Source organism: Sneathiella sp. D3-11 (assembly GCF_055809395.1).
In genome coordinates this window covers 220,848-235,975 of sequence record NZ_CM147911.1, presented here as the reverse complement: position 1 = coordinate 235,975, position 15,128 = coordinate 220,848, and the positions used below count along the sequence as shown (strand labels likewise).

General features: G+C 53.1%; 12 protein-coding genes and 3 pseudogenes. 12 read left to right on the top strand and 3 right to left on the bottom strand.

From position 1 onward, the window contains the following. Positions 1-3: 3 nt before the first annotated feature. From AC0L73_RS01195 to AC0L73_RS01180, 4 genes and pseudogenes are all read left to right on the top strand, one after another. Complete coding sequence (locus AC0L73_RS01195; RefSeq protein WP_473654681.1) at positions 4-1,281, top strand: pyruvate dehydrogenase complex dihydrolipoamide acetyltransferase; 1,278 nt, start codon at positions 4-6, stop codon at positions 1,279-1,281. 10 nt (positions 1,282-1,291) lie between these two features. Next, positions 1,292-2,694 (top strand): annotated as a pseudogene (gene lpdA / locus AC0L73_RS01190) (dihydrolipoyl dehydrogenase). A 46-nt stretch (positions 2,695-2,740) separates the two neighbouring features. Then, positions 2,741-3,691: a lipoyl synthase gene (gene lipA / locus AC0L73_RS01185; protein ID WP_227952151.1), complete on the top strand. Its 951-nt coding sequence runs from the start codon at positions 2,741-2,743 to the stop codon at positions 3,689-3,691. A gap of 35 nt (positions 3,692-3,726) precedes the next feature. Beyond that, positions 3,727-4,188 carry a type II toxin-antitoxin system RatA family toxin gene (locus AC0L73_RS01180; RefSeq protein WP_227952150.1) on the top strand — a complete coding sequence of 154 codons (462 nt, stop codon included), beginning with the start codon at positions 3,727-3,729 and terminating at the stop codon, positions 4,186-4,188. Here the strand turns inward: AC0L73_RS01180 and AC0L73_RS01175 are convergent. The 3 genes from AC0L73_RS01175 to AC0L73_RS01165 are packed head-to-tail and all read right to left on the bottom strand — an operon-like array spanning position 4,185 to position 6,311. Continuing rightward, on the bottom strand, positions 4,185-4,688 hold the full coding sequence (locus tag AC0L73_RS01175) for a CinA family protein (RefSeq protein WP_473654680.1): 504 nt from the start codon (positions 4,686-4,688) through the stop codon (positions 4,185-4,187). The genes AC0L73_RS01180 and AC0L73_RS01175 overlap by 4 nt on opposite strands. After that, positions 4,672-5,163 (bottom strand): phosphatidylglycerophosphatase A family protein, encoded by a 492-nt coding sequence (locus tag AC0L73_RS01170; RefSeq protein ID WP_227952148.1) that lies wholly within the window; start codon positions 5,161-5,163, stop codon positions 4,672-4,674. Before AC0L73_RS01170 ends, AC0L73_RS01175 begins: the two co-directional genes overlap by 17 nt. After that, positions 5,160-6,311 (bottom strand): bifunctional 2-C-methyl-D-erythritol 4-phosphate cytidylyltransferase/2-C-methyl-D-erythritol 2,4-cyclodiphosphate synthase, encoded by a 1,152-nt coding sequence (locus AC0L73_RS01165; RefSeq protein ID WP_227952147.1) that lies wholly within the window; start codon positions 6,309-6,311, stop codon positions 5,160-5,162. The genes AC0L73_RS01170 and AC0L73_RS01165 overlap by 4 nt, the downstream gene beginning before the upstream one ends. 128 nt (positions 6,312-6,439) lie before the next feature. Here AC0L73_RS01165 and dusB point away from each other — a divergent pair, with 128 nt between their 5' ends. The 8 genes and pseudogenes from dusB (at position 6,440) to trkA (ending at position 15,127) form a co-directional block, all read left to right on the top strand. After that, a complete protein-coding gene (gene dusB / locus AC0L73_RS01160) occupies positions 6,440-7,426 on the top strand; it encodes a tRNA dihydrouridine synthase DusB (protein WP_473654679.1) in 987 nt (328 codons plus the stop codon). A gap of 1 nt (position 7,427) precedes the next feature. After that, the gene (locus tag AC0L73_RS01155) at positions 7,428-8,549 is read left to right on the top strand and encodes a two-component system sensor histidine kinase NtrB (RefSeq protein ID WP_473654678.1); all 1,122 of its coding nucleotides are present in this window, start codon (positions 7,428-7,430) and stop codon (positions 8,547-8,549) included. A 2-nt stretch (positions 8,550-8,551) separates the two neighbouring features. After that, a pseudogene (gene ntrC / locus AC0L73_RS01150) lies at positions 8,552-9,993 on the top strand (nitrogen regulation protein NR(I)). A 102-nt stretch (positions 9,994-10,095) separates the two neighbouring features. Then, positions 10,096-10,491 (top strand): hypothetical protein, encoded by a 396-nt coding sequence (locus AC0L73_RS01145; RefSeq protein WP_473654677.1) that lies wholly within the window; start codon positions 10,096-10,098, stop codon positions 10,489-10,491. A gap of 8 nt (positions 10,492-10,499) precedes the next feature. Next, entirely contained in the window at positions 10,500-11,393 is an 894-nt protein-coding gene (locus AC0L73_RS01140) for a sensor histidine kinase NtrY-like (RefSeq protein ID WP_473654676.1), read from the top strand. Continuing rightward, positions 11,374-12,309, top strand: a complete 936-nt coding sequence (locus tag AC0L73_RS01135) for a sensor histidine kinase (protein WP_473654675.1) — start codon at positions 11,374-11,376, stop codon at positions 12,307-12,309. The genes AC0L73_RS01140 and AC0L73_RS01135 overlap by 20 nt, the downstream gene beginning before the upstream one ends. 1 nt (position 12,310) lies before the next feature. Continuing rightward, entirely contained in the window at positions 12,311-13,717 is a 1,407-nt protein-coding gene (gene ntrX / locus AC0L73_RS01130) for a nitrogen assimilation response regulator NtrX (RefSeq protein WP_227952142.1), read from the top strand. Positions 13,718-13,749: 32 nt separating this feature from the next. After that, positions 13,750-15,127 (top strand): annotated as a pseudogene (gene trkA / locus AC0L73_RS01125) (Trk system potassium transporter TrkA). The last annotated feature ends 1 nt before the right edge of the window (position 15,128 follow it).

Here is a 15,128-nt window from a genome sequence, read left to right as displayed (position 1 = left end):
AAGATGCCAATTACCATTACAATGCCAGCCCTCTCACCGACCATGACGGAGGGAAAGCTCGCCAACTGGCAAGCGAAGGAAGGCGATAGCGTCGCATCGGGCGATGTTCTGGCTGAAATTGAAACCGACAAGGCGACGATGGAAGTTGAAGCAGTGGACGAAGGAACACTTGCGAAAATTCTCATTGAGGGCGGTACAGAAAATGTCGCCGTAAATACACCAATCGCAATTCTGCTGGAGGAGGGAGAAGACGCCTCTGCTCTGGATGGATATAAGGCGGAAGGCGCTGCGGCACCTGCGGATACACCCGCACCGGCGAAAGATGAAAAGGCGGAAGAGCCCGCTCCTTCTGCGCCATCGCAAAGCGCCAAAGCCGAACCTGAAAAATCGGGTGATCGTATTTTTGCAAGCCCGTTGGCCCGACGTATCGCCAAAGATGCGGGACTCGATCTTGGCTCGATTTCCGGCTCTGGCCCGCATGGCCGCATCGTGAAAACAGATGTTGAAGAGGCCATCGCATCTGGTGGTGTCAAAGCTGCTGCTCCCGAAAAGGCGGCGGCCGCACCTGCGCCTCAGGCGGCAACACCGCCACCAGAAGGAAATTACGAGGAAATACCGCTGACCAGCATGCGCAAAACCATTGCGCGGCGGCTGTCGGAGGCAAAACAGACCATTCCGCATTTTTATCTCACCATCGAATGTGAGTTGGATAACCTGCTTGCAATGCGCAAAGAGCTCAATGGCCGGTCTGACGACTACAAGATTTCGGTCAATGATTTTATCATTCGGGCGTCGGCGCTCGCGCTCAAAAAAGTGCCGACGGCGAATGCCTGCTGGGGCGGAGACAAGATCCTGCAATATAGGGATTTTGATGTCTCGGTCGCTGTGGCGATTGAAGGGGGCCTGATTACCCCGGTGGTCCGAAAGGCGGACCAGAAAGGCCTCGCCGTCATTTCTAACGAGATGAAGGAACTGGCAACCAAAGCCAAGGCCGGCAAATTGATGCCGGAAGAATATCAGGGCGGCTGCTTCTCCATCTCGAACCTCGGCATGTTCGGGATCAAGGAATTCTCCGCCGTGATCAACCCGCCGCAGTCTGCCATTCTTGCGATTGGTGCCGGGGAACAGCGTCCTGTTGTTAGAGACGGCGCGCTCGCCATGGCGACGATGATGAGCGTAACGCTCTCCTGCGATCACCGCGTGATTGACGGGGCACTGGGCGCGGAACTGCTGAAACATTTCAAGGGTTATATTGAAGAACCTTTAACCATGATGCTGTGAGGAACCGGATATGAGCGATTTAAATTTCGACTTGGTTGTTGTCGGCTCTGGTCCGGGCGGTTACGTTGCGGCAATTCGGGCGGCGCAGCTTGGCATGAAGACAGCCGTTATCGAAAAGGAACATCTTGGCGGCATTTGTCTGAACTGGGGCTGTATCCCGACCAAGGCACTGCTTCGGACGGCAGATATCTATAATCTGATCAAGCATGCAGATGAATTCGGCATCAAGGTTGAAGGGGCGTCGGTTGACCTTAAAAAAACCGTTGAACGCTCCCGTCAGGTGGCCGGGCAACTTTCCGGCGGCGTCAAGCATCTCCTCAAGAAGAACAAGGTTACCGTCGTTGACGGTCATGGCAAGCTCGCAGGCTCGGGCAAGGTTGAGGTGAGCAAGGACGGCAAGAAAATCTCTACCGTCAGTGCCAAGCATATTATTCTCGCAACTGGTGCTCGGGCACGGACATTGCCGGGTCTGGAGCCGGACGGCAAGCTGATCTGGACGTATAAGGAAGCGCTTGTACCCGATGTGATGCCGAAGAAGTTGCTGGTTGTTGGTTCCGGCGCAATAGGAATTGAATTCGCTAGCTTTTTCAATGCCTTGGGTTCCGACGTTACGGTTGTTGAGGTAATGGACAGAATCCTGCCTGTTGAGGATGAGGAGATTTCCGCCTTTGCCGAAAAATCTTTCAAGAAGCAGGGAATGACGATCCATAAGGGCACCACGGTCTCGGAGCTTAAGAAATCCGGAAATACGGTCACGGCCACTTTCAAGGACAAGAAGGATAAAACATCCTCCGATACCTTTGATCGCGTAATTCTGGCGGTTGGTATTGTCGGTAATGTGGAAAATCTGGGACTTGAAGGCACTAAGGTGAAAGTGGATCGCAGCCATGTTGTGATCGATGAATTTTCCCGCACGGGGGAGCCCGGCGTCTATGCTATTGGCGATCTGACAGGGCCGCCATGGCTCGCGCATAAAGCCTCCCATGAAGGGGTGATCTGCGTTGAAAAGATTGCGGGTGAGAAGGACGTGCATCCGCTTAACACGTCAAATATTCCGGGCTGTACCTATTGCCATCCACAGGTTGCGTCTGTCGGCATGACCGAAGCGGCGGCGAAGGAAAAAGGCTATGACATTAAGGTCGGGCGCTTTCCTTTTATTGGCAACGGTAAGGCAATTGCCCTGGGGAGCAGGAAGGATTGATCAAGACAATCTTTGATGCGAAAACCGGTGAATTGCTAGGCGCGCATATGGTTGGTGCGGAAGTGACGGAACTTATTCAGGGTTACGGTATTGCTAAAACGCTGGAGACAACTGAGATCGAATTGATGCATTCGATCTTCCCGCATCCGACGATATCGGAGGCCATGCATGAATCTGTGCTTGACGCCTATGGCAAGGTCATCCACATGTAGCTATAAGCTGTTCCGACAGCATGCGAATATTTGATAAGGTAAGATCATGACTGAGACGACCGCCATAAAACGCGTACGCCATCCGGAAAAGGTGAACCGCCCGGATAATCCGATCCAGCGAAAACCCGCATGGATACGGGTGAAAGCGCCTGTCTCGAAAACCTATCATGAGACGCGGGAGTTGATGCGCGGCCTCAATCTCACCACGGTCTGTGAGGAGGCGGCCTGCCCGAACATCGGCGAATGCTGGGCGAAGAAGCACGCGACCATGATGATCATGGGTGAAATCTGTACGAGGGCTTGTGCCTTTTGTAATGTATCGACGGGTAAGCCAAATGCGCTTGATCCGTTCGAGCCGGTCAATGTGGCGACGGCGGTCAAGACGATGGGGCTTAATCATGTAGTGATTACCTCCGTCGATCGGGATGATCTGAAAGACGGCGGCGCGCAGCATTTCGCGGACGTCATCACGGCGATCCGCGAGGCGACGCCAGAGACCACGATCGAAATTCTGACACCGGATTTTCTGAAGAAACCCGGTGCCTTAGAAGTTGTTGTTGCGGCTAAGCCCGATGTCTTCAACCATAACCTTGAGACAGTACCGAAGCTCTATACGTCCGTCCGGCCGGGCGCGCGTTACTATCATTCCCTCCGGCTGTTGGAGCGTGTGAAGGAGCTTGATCCAAATATGTTCACCAAATCTGGCCTGATGGTCGGCCTCGGCGAGGATAAGGATGAAGTGCTTCAGGTGATGGATGACATGCGTGTTGCCGATATCGATTTTATTACCATCGGCCAGTATCTACAGCCGACAGTGAAGCATCACGCAATCCATCGTTTTGTAACTCCAGATGAATTTGCGGTTCTGGAGAAGCAGGCCTATGCTAAGGGCTTCCTTATGGTCTCCGCGTCGCCGCTAACCCGTTCCAGTCACCATGCGGGTGAAGATTTTGCCAAGCTGAAAACCGCGCGAGAGCGGGCCAACGCTTCAAAATAACGTTTATGCCGTGTTGTATGGGTAGAATGTAGAGTATGCCAACACATGCCGAAAAACGGGTTCTGCCCTATCAGCCAAAAGAAATGTTCGATCTTGTGGCGGCGATTGACAAATATGATGAGTTCCTACCCTGGTGTATCGGTGCGCGCATCAAGGAGCGAAAAGAGAATATCGTCCTTGCTGATCTGGTAATTGGCTTCAAGCTTTTTCGGGAAAAATTCACGTCCAAGGTGACACTGGACGAAGCAAATATGCGGATCGATGTTGAGTATATGGACGGGCCGTTCCGATACCTCAACAATCACTGGCAGTTCAAGGAGTATCCGGACGGCTGCGAAGTGGATTTTTTCGTAGATTTCGAGTTTCGCTCGATGATCCTGCAGAAGACCATCGGGATGCTCTTTAACGAGGCTGTGACCCGTATGATCTCGGCCTTTGAGGCGCGCGCAAAGGAACTATACGGCGCCAAGCCGGACCTTCAGGACCGGATCGGCTAACGGCTAACGGCAGCGAGTAGCATTTCTAGCGCTGTCTGGACGGTGGCAAGGCGGACTTCTGACCGGCCGATATCGCCATATTCCATCTTTCGATGCTCTGCGACGCCGCTGTCGGTTGCTACTGCAAAATGAACGAGGCCAACCGGTTTTCCGGGGCCACCGCCGCCAGGGCCAGCAATGCCCGTCACCGCGACCGTAAGATTTGCGCCCGCTGTTTTGAGAGCGCCGAGCGCCATTGCCCGCGCTGTCTCCTCTGATACCGCGCCATGGCTGCGTAAAATCTCCGTGCTGACGCCGATCACGCGGGCCTTTGCCTTATTGCTGTAGGTGATAAAGCCGCGATCGAATACATCGGAAGAGCCCGCGATATCCGTGAGCGCCCCACCGATCAGGCCGCCGGTGCAGGATTCCGCTGTTGCGAGCTGCCATTTCTTACCTCGGCATTTTTCAAGGACCTCGGTCGCCAGCTTTTCGATCTCGACACTAAAAATTCCCATCATATATCCTTTTTATTATTACCAGCAGGACCGAGGCAATCAGTCCCGCTACATAGTCATCAATCATAACGCCGAATGCGCCTTTTACTTTCCGGTCCAGCCAGCCGATCGGCCAGGGCTTCCAGATATCGAGTATCCGGAAAATAACGAAGGCAAGAAAGATCATCAGCGGGGTCAGGTCTGCCGCATGGAGGGCGAGCCAGATTCCCGCCACCTCATCAATTACTACCTCGCCGGGATCGGACTTGCCGGTCCTCTCGAGATAGATTTTTGTGCTCCACCAGCCGATGAACAGGGCAACAAGAGACGCCATGCCGAGCGCCGGTGCCCCAAAGAAGTAGTAGATCAATATACCGAAAGGAAGCGCGGCGAGGGTGCCAATGGTTCCGGGTGCCTTCGGCGACAAACCACTCCAGAACCAGGTGGAAAGAATGACCGCGGGATGCCAAAGGGTGAGGGGGCCAATTTTACTGCTCATCCAGGAAGCCTCACGGTTACAACGGCCTGGGCCGCGATACCTTCGCCCCGGCCGGTAAAGCCAAGCTTTTCGGTCGTTGTTCCCTTTATGCTCACTCTTTCAGCGTCAATACGGAGAGTTTCGGCGATGCGTTTCTGCATAGCGACGCGGTGCGGACCAATACGCGGTGCTTCACAGATGATGGTGAGGTCGACATGATTGATGACGCCGCCTTTTTTGCCCACCAAATCTGCCGCATGACGCAGAAACAAGTCAGACGACGCGCCTTTCCATTTGGCATCTGTTGGCGGAAAATGCAGGCCGATATCGCCCGCGCCGATGGCACCGAGCAGGGCGTCGGTCAGGGCGTGGAGCGCGACATCCGCATCCGAATGGCCTTTCAGGCGTTTATCATAAGGAATACTCACGCCGCCGAGCCAAACACTGTCTCCTTCCTCAAACGCATGCACATCGAAGCCTAGGCCCGTCCGTACATCGATAAGGCTTTTTGTAATCATGTTGTGTGCTTTCTCTATATCCTCAGGCGTGGTGATCTTGAAATTTGCGGGATCACCCTCGACCATTGCGACCTCTATTCCGGCACGTTCGGCGAGGGCCGTGTCATCAGTCAGGTTCTCGCCCGCGAAAGTCCGATGCGCGGCCAGAATAGGTGCAAAAGCGAAAGCTTGCGGCGTTTGCGCGGCGACAATCTCATCCCGGTTCAGTGCGCCGGTAATCAAGTCGCCTTCAAAGGATTTGAGGCTATCCGTTATCGCGATGGAGGGGAGAACAGCCTCCGCTTGGTTTAGTTTACTCAAACAACGGCTGATCAATTCTCTACTGATAAAGGGTCGGGCCGCATCATGAATTAGCACACTGTCCGGTGTGTGTTCGACCAGGCTTTCCAGGCCGTTTTGGACCGACTCCTGTCGCGTTACTCCGCCAACAATCGGCGGCAAAATATCCAGACCGGTGATTGCTTTCTCATAAAGCAGTAGATCATCTTCCCCTATGACCACACAAATAGTATCGATTTCGGGGTGCCTCAGAAAAGCATCTATTGCTCGCCTGAGAATAGATTTTCCTGCAATTTCAATATATTGCTTCGGAATATTAAGTCCGGTCCGGAGGCCTTTTCCGGCGGCGAGGATGAGGGCAATACTTTTCATGTCGCGACAATAGATCGCTATCTCGTGCGGTTCAATAAATTTGACTGAATGCGCATGAATCTGTTGCAGTGCAATAAAAACCTGACTATATTGCCTAAAATATAGTCATAAATTATTTTGCATAAAAAATGATCATTACGCTCGGCTCTATTACAATCGATCCCCCGGTATTCCTCGCGCCGATGGCTGGTATCACAGATCTCCCTTTTCGCCGTCTGGTGACGCGATATGGGGCCGGGCTTGTCTTTACCGAAATGGTGGCGAGCAAGGCCATGGTCGCAGAAACGCGCCGGTCCCTACGTATTGTTCGCTCCGCCAATGATGATCAGCCGATGGCCGTTCAGCTTGCGGGCTGTGATCCGGATATTATGGCGGATGCCGCCAAGCTGAACGAGGATATGGGCGCGCGGATTATTGATATCAATATGGGATGCCCGGTTAAGAAAGTTACTTCCGGAATGGCTGGCTCCTCTCTGATGCGGGACCTCGACCATGCGGCGAAGATATTAAAGGCAACAGTTGATGCCGTAAATATACCTGTCACGCTTAAAATGCGCACAGGCTGGGATGAAGAGAGTCGCAACGCACCGGAACTTGCCCGCATTGCTGAGGATGTGGGGATCCGCATGCTGACCGTGCACGGCCGCACGCGATGCCAGTTCTTTAAAGGCGCGGCGGATTGGCGCTTTATTGCAAAGGTCAAGGAAGCTGTATCTCTCCCGGTGATTGCGAACGGCGATATTCAAACGGTTGAGGATGCCGCAAAGGCCAAAGAGCAGTCGGGTGCAGATGGTGTGATGATTGGCCGGGGTAGCTATGGTCGCCCGTGGTTTGTCGCGCAGGTAGCAGATTATTTGAAGACCGGGATTAAGCGGCCTGACCCGGACTTTGATGAGCAAAAATCGGTTCTGCTGGAGCATTATAACGCCCTTATCGGTCTATATGGATCAGAGGTTGGCGTGCGCGTCGCCCGCAAGCATCTTGGCTGGTATTCGGAGAGGCTTCCGGGTGGAGAGAACTTCCGGCAAAGAGTGGTTCGTCTTACCGATCCAGATCAGGTTCGGGATGAAATCAATTGTTTTTATGAGGTTTTAATGCTGAAGGAAAGTGCATAAGATGGTTTTGCCAAATCCATTTAGCGGGACGAAACGCAAGAAAACGGAAGTGGATGCTCTGGCTGTCCTGAATGCCTTGCCCGATCCGTTGGTCGTCATCGATGATGAAGGCCATATCTGCATGACAAATCCGGCGGGAGAAGAATTTTTCGGCCTTTCGTCGAAAAAACTGCTGCGGATGTCGCTTAATGAAATGGTACCATTTGACAGCCCGCTATTGGGATTGGTGGAGCAGGTGCGCGTGACCGGTGATTATGTCTCTGAATATGCCGTCGATCTTGGCACGCCAAAAACCGGTATCAAGAACGTCAATCTTCAAGTTTCCCAGCTTTATGGCACCTCGAATGTCATTGTCCAGATTGAAGAACGCACGATTGCCGCCAAGATGGATCGTCAGCTGACCCATCGTGGTGCCGCCCGATCTGTAACGGCGATGGCGATCATGCTGGCGCATGAAGTAAAAAATCCGCTTTCGGGTATTCGTGGCTCGGCGCAGTTGTTGGAGATGAATGCCTCTGATGCGGATCGGGCGCTCACCCGGTTAATCTGTGATGAAACGGACCGGATTTGCGCGCTTGTTGACCGAATGGAGGCCTTTTCCGATGATCGGCCGATTGATCGCGATGCGGTCAACATCCATGAAGTGCTGGAGCATGTGCGTCGGGTGGCTGAGGCTGGATTTGGCCGAAAAATAACTTTCCGGGAAAACTATGACCCTTCGCTCCCCTTCGTCTATGGCAATCGCGATCAGCTTGTCCAGGTGTTACTCAATCTGGTGAAGAACGCTGTGGAAGCGGCGCCTGAAGACGGCGGAGAAGTAACGCTTAGTACTGCCTATCGTCATGGGATCCGTTTGGCCGTTCCGGGCGCGCAGGAAAAGGTGCAATTACCGCTTGAGGTAGGAGTAGAGGATAACGGCTCCGGCATCCCCGATGAGATGCTACCGCATATTTACGATCCTTTTGTCACCACCAAGGCTGGTGGCAGCGGGCTTGGCCTTGCACTGGTCGCCAAAATTGTTGGGGATCATGGAGGGATTGTCGAATTTGAGTCATCGGAGGTGGGCTGCAAGGTGTTGATCCGCCTGCCGGTCTATAACTTTATGAAAACGGATATGGAATAAATATGCCGGGAACAATTTTAGTCGCAGATGATGACCAGAGTATCCGTACGGTTCTGGAGCAGGCTCTCTCCCGCGCAGACTATATAGTGCGCTCCACTAGCAACGCTTCAACGCTTTATAACTGGGTGCTTGAAGGGCTCGGTGATATTGTCCTGACCGATGTCGTGATGCCCGATGAAAATGGTCTTGATTTGCTCCCCGGATTAAAAAAATCCGGCCCGATCTGCCTGTTATCGTCATGAGTGCGCAGAATACCTTGCTCACCGCTATCAAGGCGACAGAGCGAGGGGCCTATGATTATTTGCCGAAACCATTCGATCTAAAGCTTTTGCTGCAGGTTGTGGATCGTGGTCTCTCCAAGCCGAAGAAAGCCGCAAATCGTTTTAAGGCGCAGGAAGAAGAGGAAACGAAAACGCCTCTGATCGGTCGCTCCCCGGCCATGCAGGAGATATATCGGGTGTTGGCTCGCTTGATGGGGACGGACCTTACGGTTTTGGTTTCTGGTGAAAGCGGGACGGGTAAAGAGCTTGTTGCGCGAGCACTGCATGAGTATGGGAAGCGGAAGGCGGGCCCATTTGTTCCTATTAACATGGCGGCCATTCCAAAAGAGCTGATCGAATCCGAATTGTTCGGCCATGAGAAAGGCGCGTTCACAGGGGCAGATTCGCGCGCCATTGGCCGCTTTGAGCAGGCACAGGGCGGTACGCTGTTCCTTGATGAGATAGGGGATATGCCGATTGAAGCGCAGACGCGACTGCTTCGCGTGCTTCAACAAGGCGAATATACAACGGTTGGCGGCCGCACGGCGATCAAGACCGATGTGCGTATTGTCGCCGCGACCAATCGGGACCTCAGGCAATTCGTGCGTCAGGGACTGTTTCGCGAGGACCTTTATTACCGCCTGAACGTTGTCCCGCTCCGCTTGCCGCCATTGCGTGAACGGGCGGAAGACATTCCGGATCTTGTGCGGCATTTCCTCTCTCAGGCACAGGAGGAGGGGTTGCCGGTAAAAAGCGTGGATAAGGAATCACTTGAAGCACTTAAAAAGCATAAATGGCCAGGTAATGTCCGGGAGCTTGAAAACCTGGTGCGCCGCCTCGCGGCGCTATATTCCGATGATGTCATTAATATCTCTGTGATTGAGCAGGAGCTCCAGCCACAGGAAATTGGAAGTTCCGAGGAAACTCCGGGAGAGGATGAGAGCCTCGTCATGGCGGTGGAACGTCATATTGCCAAATATTTTGCGGCCCATGCGGGAAGCCTGCCACCCAGCGGGCTTTATGAAAGGGTTATCCGGGAGGTAGAGCGCCCGCTTTTATCCCTGTCATTGGAGGCAACGAACGGAAATCAGATCAAGGCAGCTGACCTTTTGGGAGTAAACCGGAATACATTGCGTAAAAAAATCCGGGATTTGGATATTCAGGTTGTGCGCGGCATGAAGTGATGCTTAAATGCCACAATGTGGTATTTTGAACAAATGGCCGCCGTTGATGGCATTTACTAGCAAACCGAGGTTGCATCATGACCCTTGCGGTCGGAGGATGTTGTGGCAGAATCACAGCAGAATAATGTGAAACAGCCTTTTTCATTTGTCCGCTGGACAAGAAAGATCGGGCTTGGTCCCAAAACCTCTTTCTTTGTGGCCATGCTGGCCGTTGCAAGCGGTATTGCCACCTATGAATCGCTGACTATAGAAAACCCGGCCTACACGCGCATACTTCTTATTATTGACGTATCGATTGTGGTCATCCTCGCAATTATCATTACTCACCGATTGATCAGAACTTGGCGCAAGGGGCAGATCGGTGGCTCAGGCAGCATGATGCATCGGCGTATTTTACGTCTGTTTTCATTAATCGCTGTCGCGCCAGCCCTGATGGTAGCGCTTTTCTCCGCCCTTTTTTTAATATCTATTTTCAGCGGCATTTCTCCGATCCTGTGAATATGGCGGTGTCGGAATCGATTGCTGTCGCTGACGCCTATATCAAGGAGCATATCCAGAATATACGATCCGATGTTCTGGCAATGACCGCGCAGATCAATCGTGCGCCGACACGGGTTTTGGAAAACCGTAGCTTGTTTGATTCCTATCTCAGTGATCAGGTCATCGCCCGTAACTTGAGTGAGGCCGTTGTCCTGGACGGCAATCAGAAAATTATCGCACAGTCGGACCTAAGTTTTGCGCTCGAGTTTGATAAGATTTCTCCAAGCCAGTTCAGCGAAGCGAGGGAGCGGGAGATTGTCATCACCACGAATGATGGGGATGATCAGGTTCGGGCCCTAATTCGGCTGGACCGTCTGCTGGATGGGTTTCTTTATGTCGGACGCTTTATTGAGCCTCGGGTTCTCGCCCATATGGAGAGGACGCGCATCGCCGCGTCGGACTATGAACAATTGAAGGATGAAGGCTTCGGCATTCAAATCCAGTTCGCTGTGATTTTCTTTATCATTTCGCTGATGGTAGTGCTCGCCGCCGTCTGGTTTGGCCTGGTGATTGCCTCGCGCCTTGTTGGCCCGATTGAGAGCCTCGTGAAAGCGGCAGAGCGTGTGCGTTCGGGCGATCTGACAGCCAAGGTGGATGAAAGTCGCGCCTATGATGAGATGGCGACCCTGAGCCGTGCGTTCAACCGGATGACGGAGCAACTTTCAACCCAGCGTCAGGAGCTTGAAAAAACAAATAAGAAGTTGGACGAACGCCGCCGCTTTACCGAGGCTGTGCTTTCCGGAGTTTCGTCCGGTGTGATCGGACTTGATCGGGAAGGCGTTATCAATCTGCCAAATCGCAAGGCGGCGGAACTTTTGGGCTATTCGGAGACGGAACTTATTGACCGGCGATTCTTCTGATATTCAGCCGCAAATGGCTACCCTTCTTGATGAAATTCGGGAAAAGCCCTATCGTGTGGCGGAACGCCAGATTCAGCTCCAGACAGCAAATGCTCATCGCCATCTGCTGGTGCGCGCGGCGGCGGAAATTTCCGTTGGCAGCATTCAGGGGTTTGTGGTCACGCTGGATGATATTACGGATCTCGTGTCGGCGCAGCGGATGGCGGCCTGGGGCGATATTGCCCGACGTATTGCCCATGAAATTAAGAACCCGCTGACCCCGATCCAGCTGTCTGCCGAGCGAATAAAACGTAAATATGGCCGTCAGATTAAAGACGATATAGATATTTTCAATCAATGCACCGATACGATCATCCGTCAGGTTGGGGATATTGGCCAAATGGTTGATGAATTCTCTGCCTTCGCCCGGATGCCGACGCCAGAATTCAAGCCTGAGGATCTGGGCGAGCTCGTTGGTCAGGCGATCTTCCTCCAAAAAATTGCTCATCCGGAAATTGACTATGTCTATGAGGCGCCGCGATCGCCGATGATCTGTGATTGCGATGCGCCGCAGGTGAACCGTGTTCTGACAAATCTCCTGCAAAATGCCGCTGATGCGATTGAGGGGCGGGAAGAAGGGGACGCGGATCTTCCAAATGGCCAGATCAAGGTAGAATATAGTGTCACTGTCGACGAAATGGCGATTGAGATTACAGATAATGGGCGCGGACTACCGGAAGAAAACCGCAGCCGGCTGACCGAGCCATATGTGACACATCGTGAAAAGGGCACAGGCCTCGGCCTAGCAATTGTCAATAAGATCATGGAGGAGCATGGTGGCAGCCTCTCCATGACCGACGCAAAAGAAGGGAGAGGGGCCTCTGTCAGGATCTCTTTTCCCATGAGTGAAGCGAATTTGAAAACGGGGAATGACTAAGATGTCTGCAGACATTCTAATTGTCGATGATGAAACTGATATTCGGGAACTGGTTGCCGGAATTCTGGAGGATGAGGGGTATGAGACACGGATGGCTGCGAACAGCGATCAATGCCTCGCCGAAATTGCCCATCGTCGCCCGAGCCTTGTTATATTGGATATCTGGCTGCGCGGCAGCAAGCTTGATGGTATCGAGATTTTACAGGCCATCAAGAAAGATCAGCCGGATTTGCCTGTCCTGATGTTTTCCGGGCATGGGAATATTGAAACGGCCGTTCAGACTATCAAACTCGGTGCCTATGATTTTATTGAAAAACCGTTCAAGGCGGAGCGGCTGATACAGCTTGTCGACCGCGTACTGGAAGCGGTGAGATTGCGGCGGGAAGTCGCTGACCTTAAAACTCGTGGCGGCGAGGTGATGACGGATCTTGTTTGCCGTTCCCATGTCATGATCCAGCTCCAACAAAGCATTGAAAAGGTCGCGCCGACAAACAGCCGTGTGCTTATTTCTGGTCCGTCCGGGTCTGGCAAGGAAGTCGTCGCGAGGCTCATTCATGATCAATCCCACCGAAAATCTGGCCCGTTCGTGGTTCTCAATGCGGCCACGTTGGCGCCTGAGCGGCTGGAGATTCAGCTATTCGGTGTCGAAGATGGACGAATGAATTCGGTAAAAGGAGAGCGTCGTGGGTTACTGGAGCAAGCCCATGGCGGTACGCTCTTCCTTGATGAGATTGCCGACATGCCGATGGAGACCCAGGGCAAGATTCTTCGCGTGCTGGTTGACCAGACTTTCCAGCGGGTGGGGGGCACAGAAAAGATTAAGGTAGATGCACGGATCATCTCTTCTTCCAGCCGGGATCTACAAGAGGAAATGGCCAACGGCCGCCTGCGGGAGGATTTGTATCATCGTCTCGGCGTGGTGCCGATAACGGTTCCCTCTCTAAAGGAGCGGCCGGAAGATATCGGACCGCTCGCCCGTTATTTTGTTGAGCGCTTTTCGAAAAGTGCCGGATTGCCGCCGAGGAAAATAGGGGAGGATGCTATTGCAACCTTGCAGGCCTCATCCTGGCCGGGAAATGTCCGTCAGCTCAAAAATGTGATTGAGCAGATCATGATTCTTGCTACCGGCGATAAATCGGCGCCAATCGCCGCAAATATGGTGCCCGCAAATGCCGGGGCGGCCAAGTCGGTTATGATCGGACAGAATGACAATACGGAAATCATGGCGCTTCCCTTGCGGGAGGCGCGCGAACGGTTTGAAAAGGAATATCTCGAGGCGCAAATAAACCGTTTTGGCGGAAATATTTCGCGTACCGCGTCATTTGTTGGTATGGAGAGGTCCGCGTTACATCGTAAGCTGAAAACGCTCGGCGTCAGTAATGGTGAGCGGAAACGGTCGTCGGAGTAGAGACGCAATTTGGGTAGAGGGGCAGAGACGCGATGAAGGTAATCGTTTGCGGTGCAGGACAGGTCGGTTCCAATATCGCGCGGCAGCTTGCGCGGGAAAACAACGACGTCACCCTGATTGACCAATCGTCTGAATTGGTCCGCAAGATTGGGGATGAACTCGATGTTCGGGCCATGGTCGGTCATGCCTCCCACCCGGACGCGTTAGAGCGGGCAGGGGCCTATGATGCGGATATGATCATCGCCGTGACCTATAGTGATGAAGTCAATATGGTCGCCTGTCAGATTGCTCATTCGATCTTCAATATTCCAAAGAAAATTGCCCGAATACGTTCTCATCAATATACGGACCCTCTCTGGGCCCATCTCTTCAGCCGTGAAAATCTGCCGATTGATGTTATTATTTCTCCGGAAGACGAAGTAGCGCACGCGATTGAACGCCGATTGAAGGTGCCTGGTGCCTTTGATACCGTCTCTTTTGCCGACGGTAAGGTTCAGGTTATAGGTGTTCGTCTCGACGAAAGCTGCCCGATTGTTAATACACCGCTCAAACAGCTGACAGAGTTGTTCCCTGACTTGAATGTGGTTGTTGTGGCGATCTATCGTGACGGCAAGATGATCGTCCCGTCAAGCGATGACCAGATGTTTCCGGGTGATGAGATTTATTTCGCAGCGGACAGCGCCCATGTGGCCCGCGCCATGCCGCTCTTCGGTCATGAAGAGCAGGAGGCGCGCAGCATCGTCATCGTGGGAGGCGGTAATATCGGATTTCACCTCGCCCAGTTCATTGAAGAGAATATGCGTAAAGTCTCTCTAAAGCTGATTGAGCATAATCGTGAACGGGCCGAGAAGATTACCGACGAGCTGCACCGGACTGTTGTTCTTCATGGCAGTGCACTTGATCCCGAACTGCTGCAGGAAGCAAATGCGGCTCAGGCGGAAACCATTGTTGCTCTTACCAATGATGACCAGGTCAATATTATCGCGTCCTTGTTGGCGAAAGGGCAGGGAACGGAGACCGCCGTTACCCTGATCAATAATCCGGTGTTCGGTAATCTGGTTACCACGCTCGGGATTGAGGTTGTGGTGGATCCACGCGCAACCACAGTCTCGGAAATCCTCCGCCACATCCGCCGCGGCCGGATCCGGGGGCTGCATTCTTTTCGGGATGGCGCGGCCGAAGTGGTGGAGGGTGACGCGCTGGAAACCTCCCTGCTTGTTGGGAAGCCACTCCGGGATATTAAACTTCCGCATGGCACCATTATCGGTGCGGTGATTAAGGGGGAAACTGTTGAAATTCCACGTGGGGATCTCGATTATTCATGCTGACGACAGGGTCGTTATCCTGAGCCTTCAGGGGTCCGTGCAGAAGGTTGAGGAAATGTTTTCTGTCGGCCTTGAATTCTTCTAGA

Excerpts from the sequence above, each read along its gene's own strand:
- lipA (WP_227952151.1), top strand. The coding sequence starts at position 2,741 with ATGACTGAGACGACCGCCATAAAACGCGTACGCCATCCGGAAAAGGTG.
- AC0L73_RS01195 (WP_473654681.1), top strand. The coding sequence starts at position 4 with ATGCCAATTACCATTACAATGCCAGCCCTCTCACCGACCATGACGGAG.
- AC0L73_RS01155 (WP_473654678.1), top strand. The coding sequence starts at position 7,428 with ATGGTTTTGCCAAATCCATTTAGCGGGACGAAACGCAAGAAAACGGAA.
- AC0L73_RS01170 (WP_227952148.1), bottom strand. The coding sequence starts at position 5,163 with ATGAGCAGTAAAATTGGCCCCCTCACCCTTTGGCATCCCGCGGTCATT.
- AC0L73_RS01175 (WP_473654680.1), bottom strand. The coding sequence starts at position 4,688 with ATGATGGGAATTTTTAGTGTCGAGATCGAAAAGCTGGCGACCGAGGTC.
- dusB (WP_473654679.1), top strand. The coding sequence starts at position 6,440 with ATGATCATTACGCTCGGCTCTATTACAATCGATCCCCCGGTATTCCTC.
- AC0L73_RS01165 (WP_227952147.1), bottom strand. The coding sequence starts at position 6,311 with ATGAAAAGTATTGCCCTCATCCTCGCCGCCGGAAAAGGCCTCCGGACC.
- AC0L73_RS01180 (WP_227952150.1), top strand. The coding sequence starts at position 3,727 with ATGCCAACACATGCCGAAAAACGGGTTCTGCCCTATCAGCCAAAAGAA.
- ntrX (WP_227952142.1), top strand. The coding sequence starts at position 12,311 with ATGTCTGCAGACATTCTAATTGTCGATGATGAAACTGATATTCGGGAA.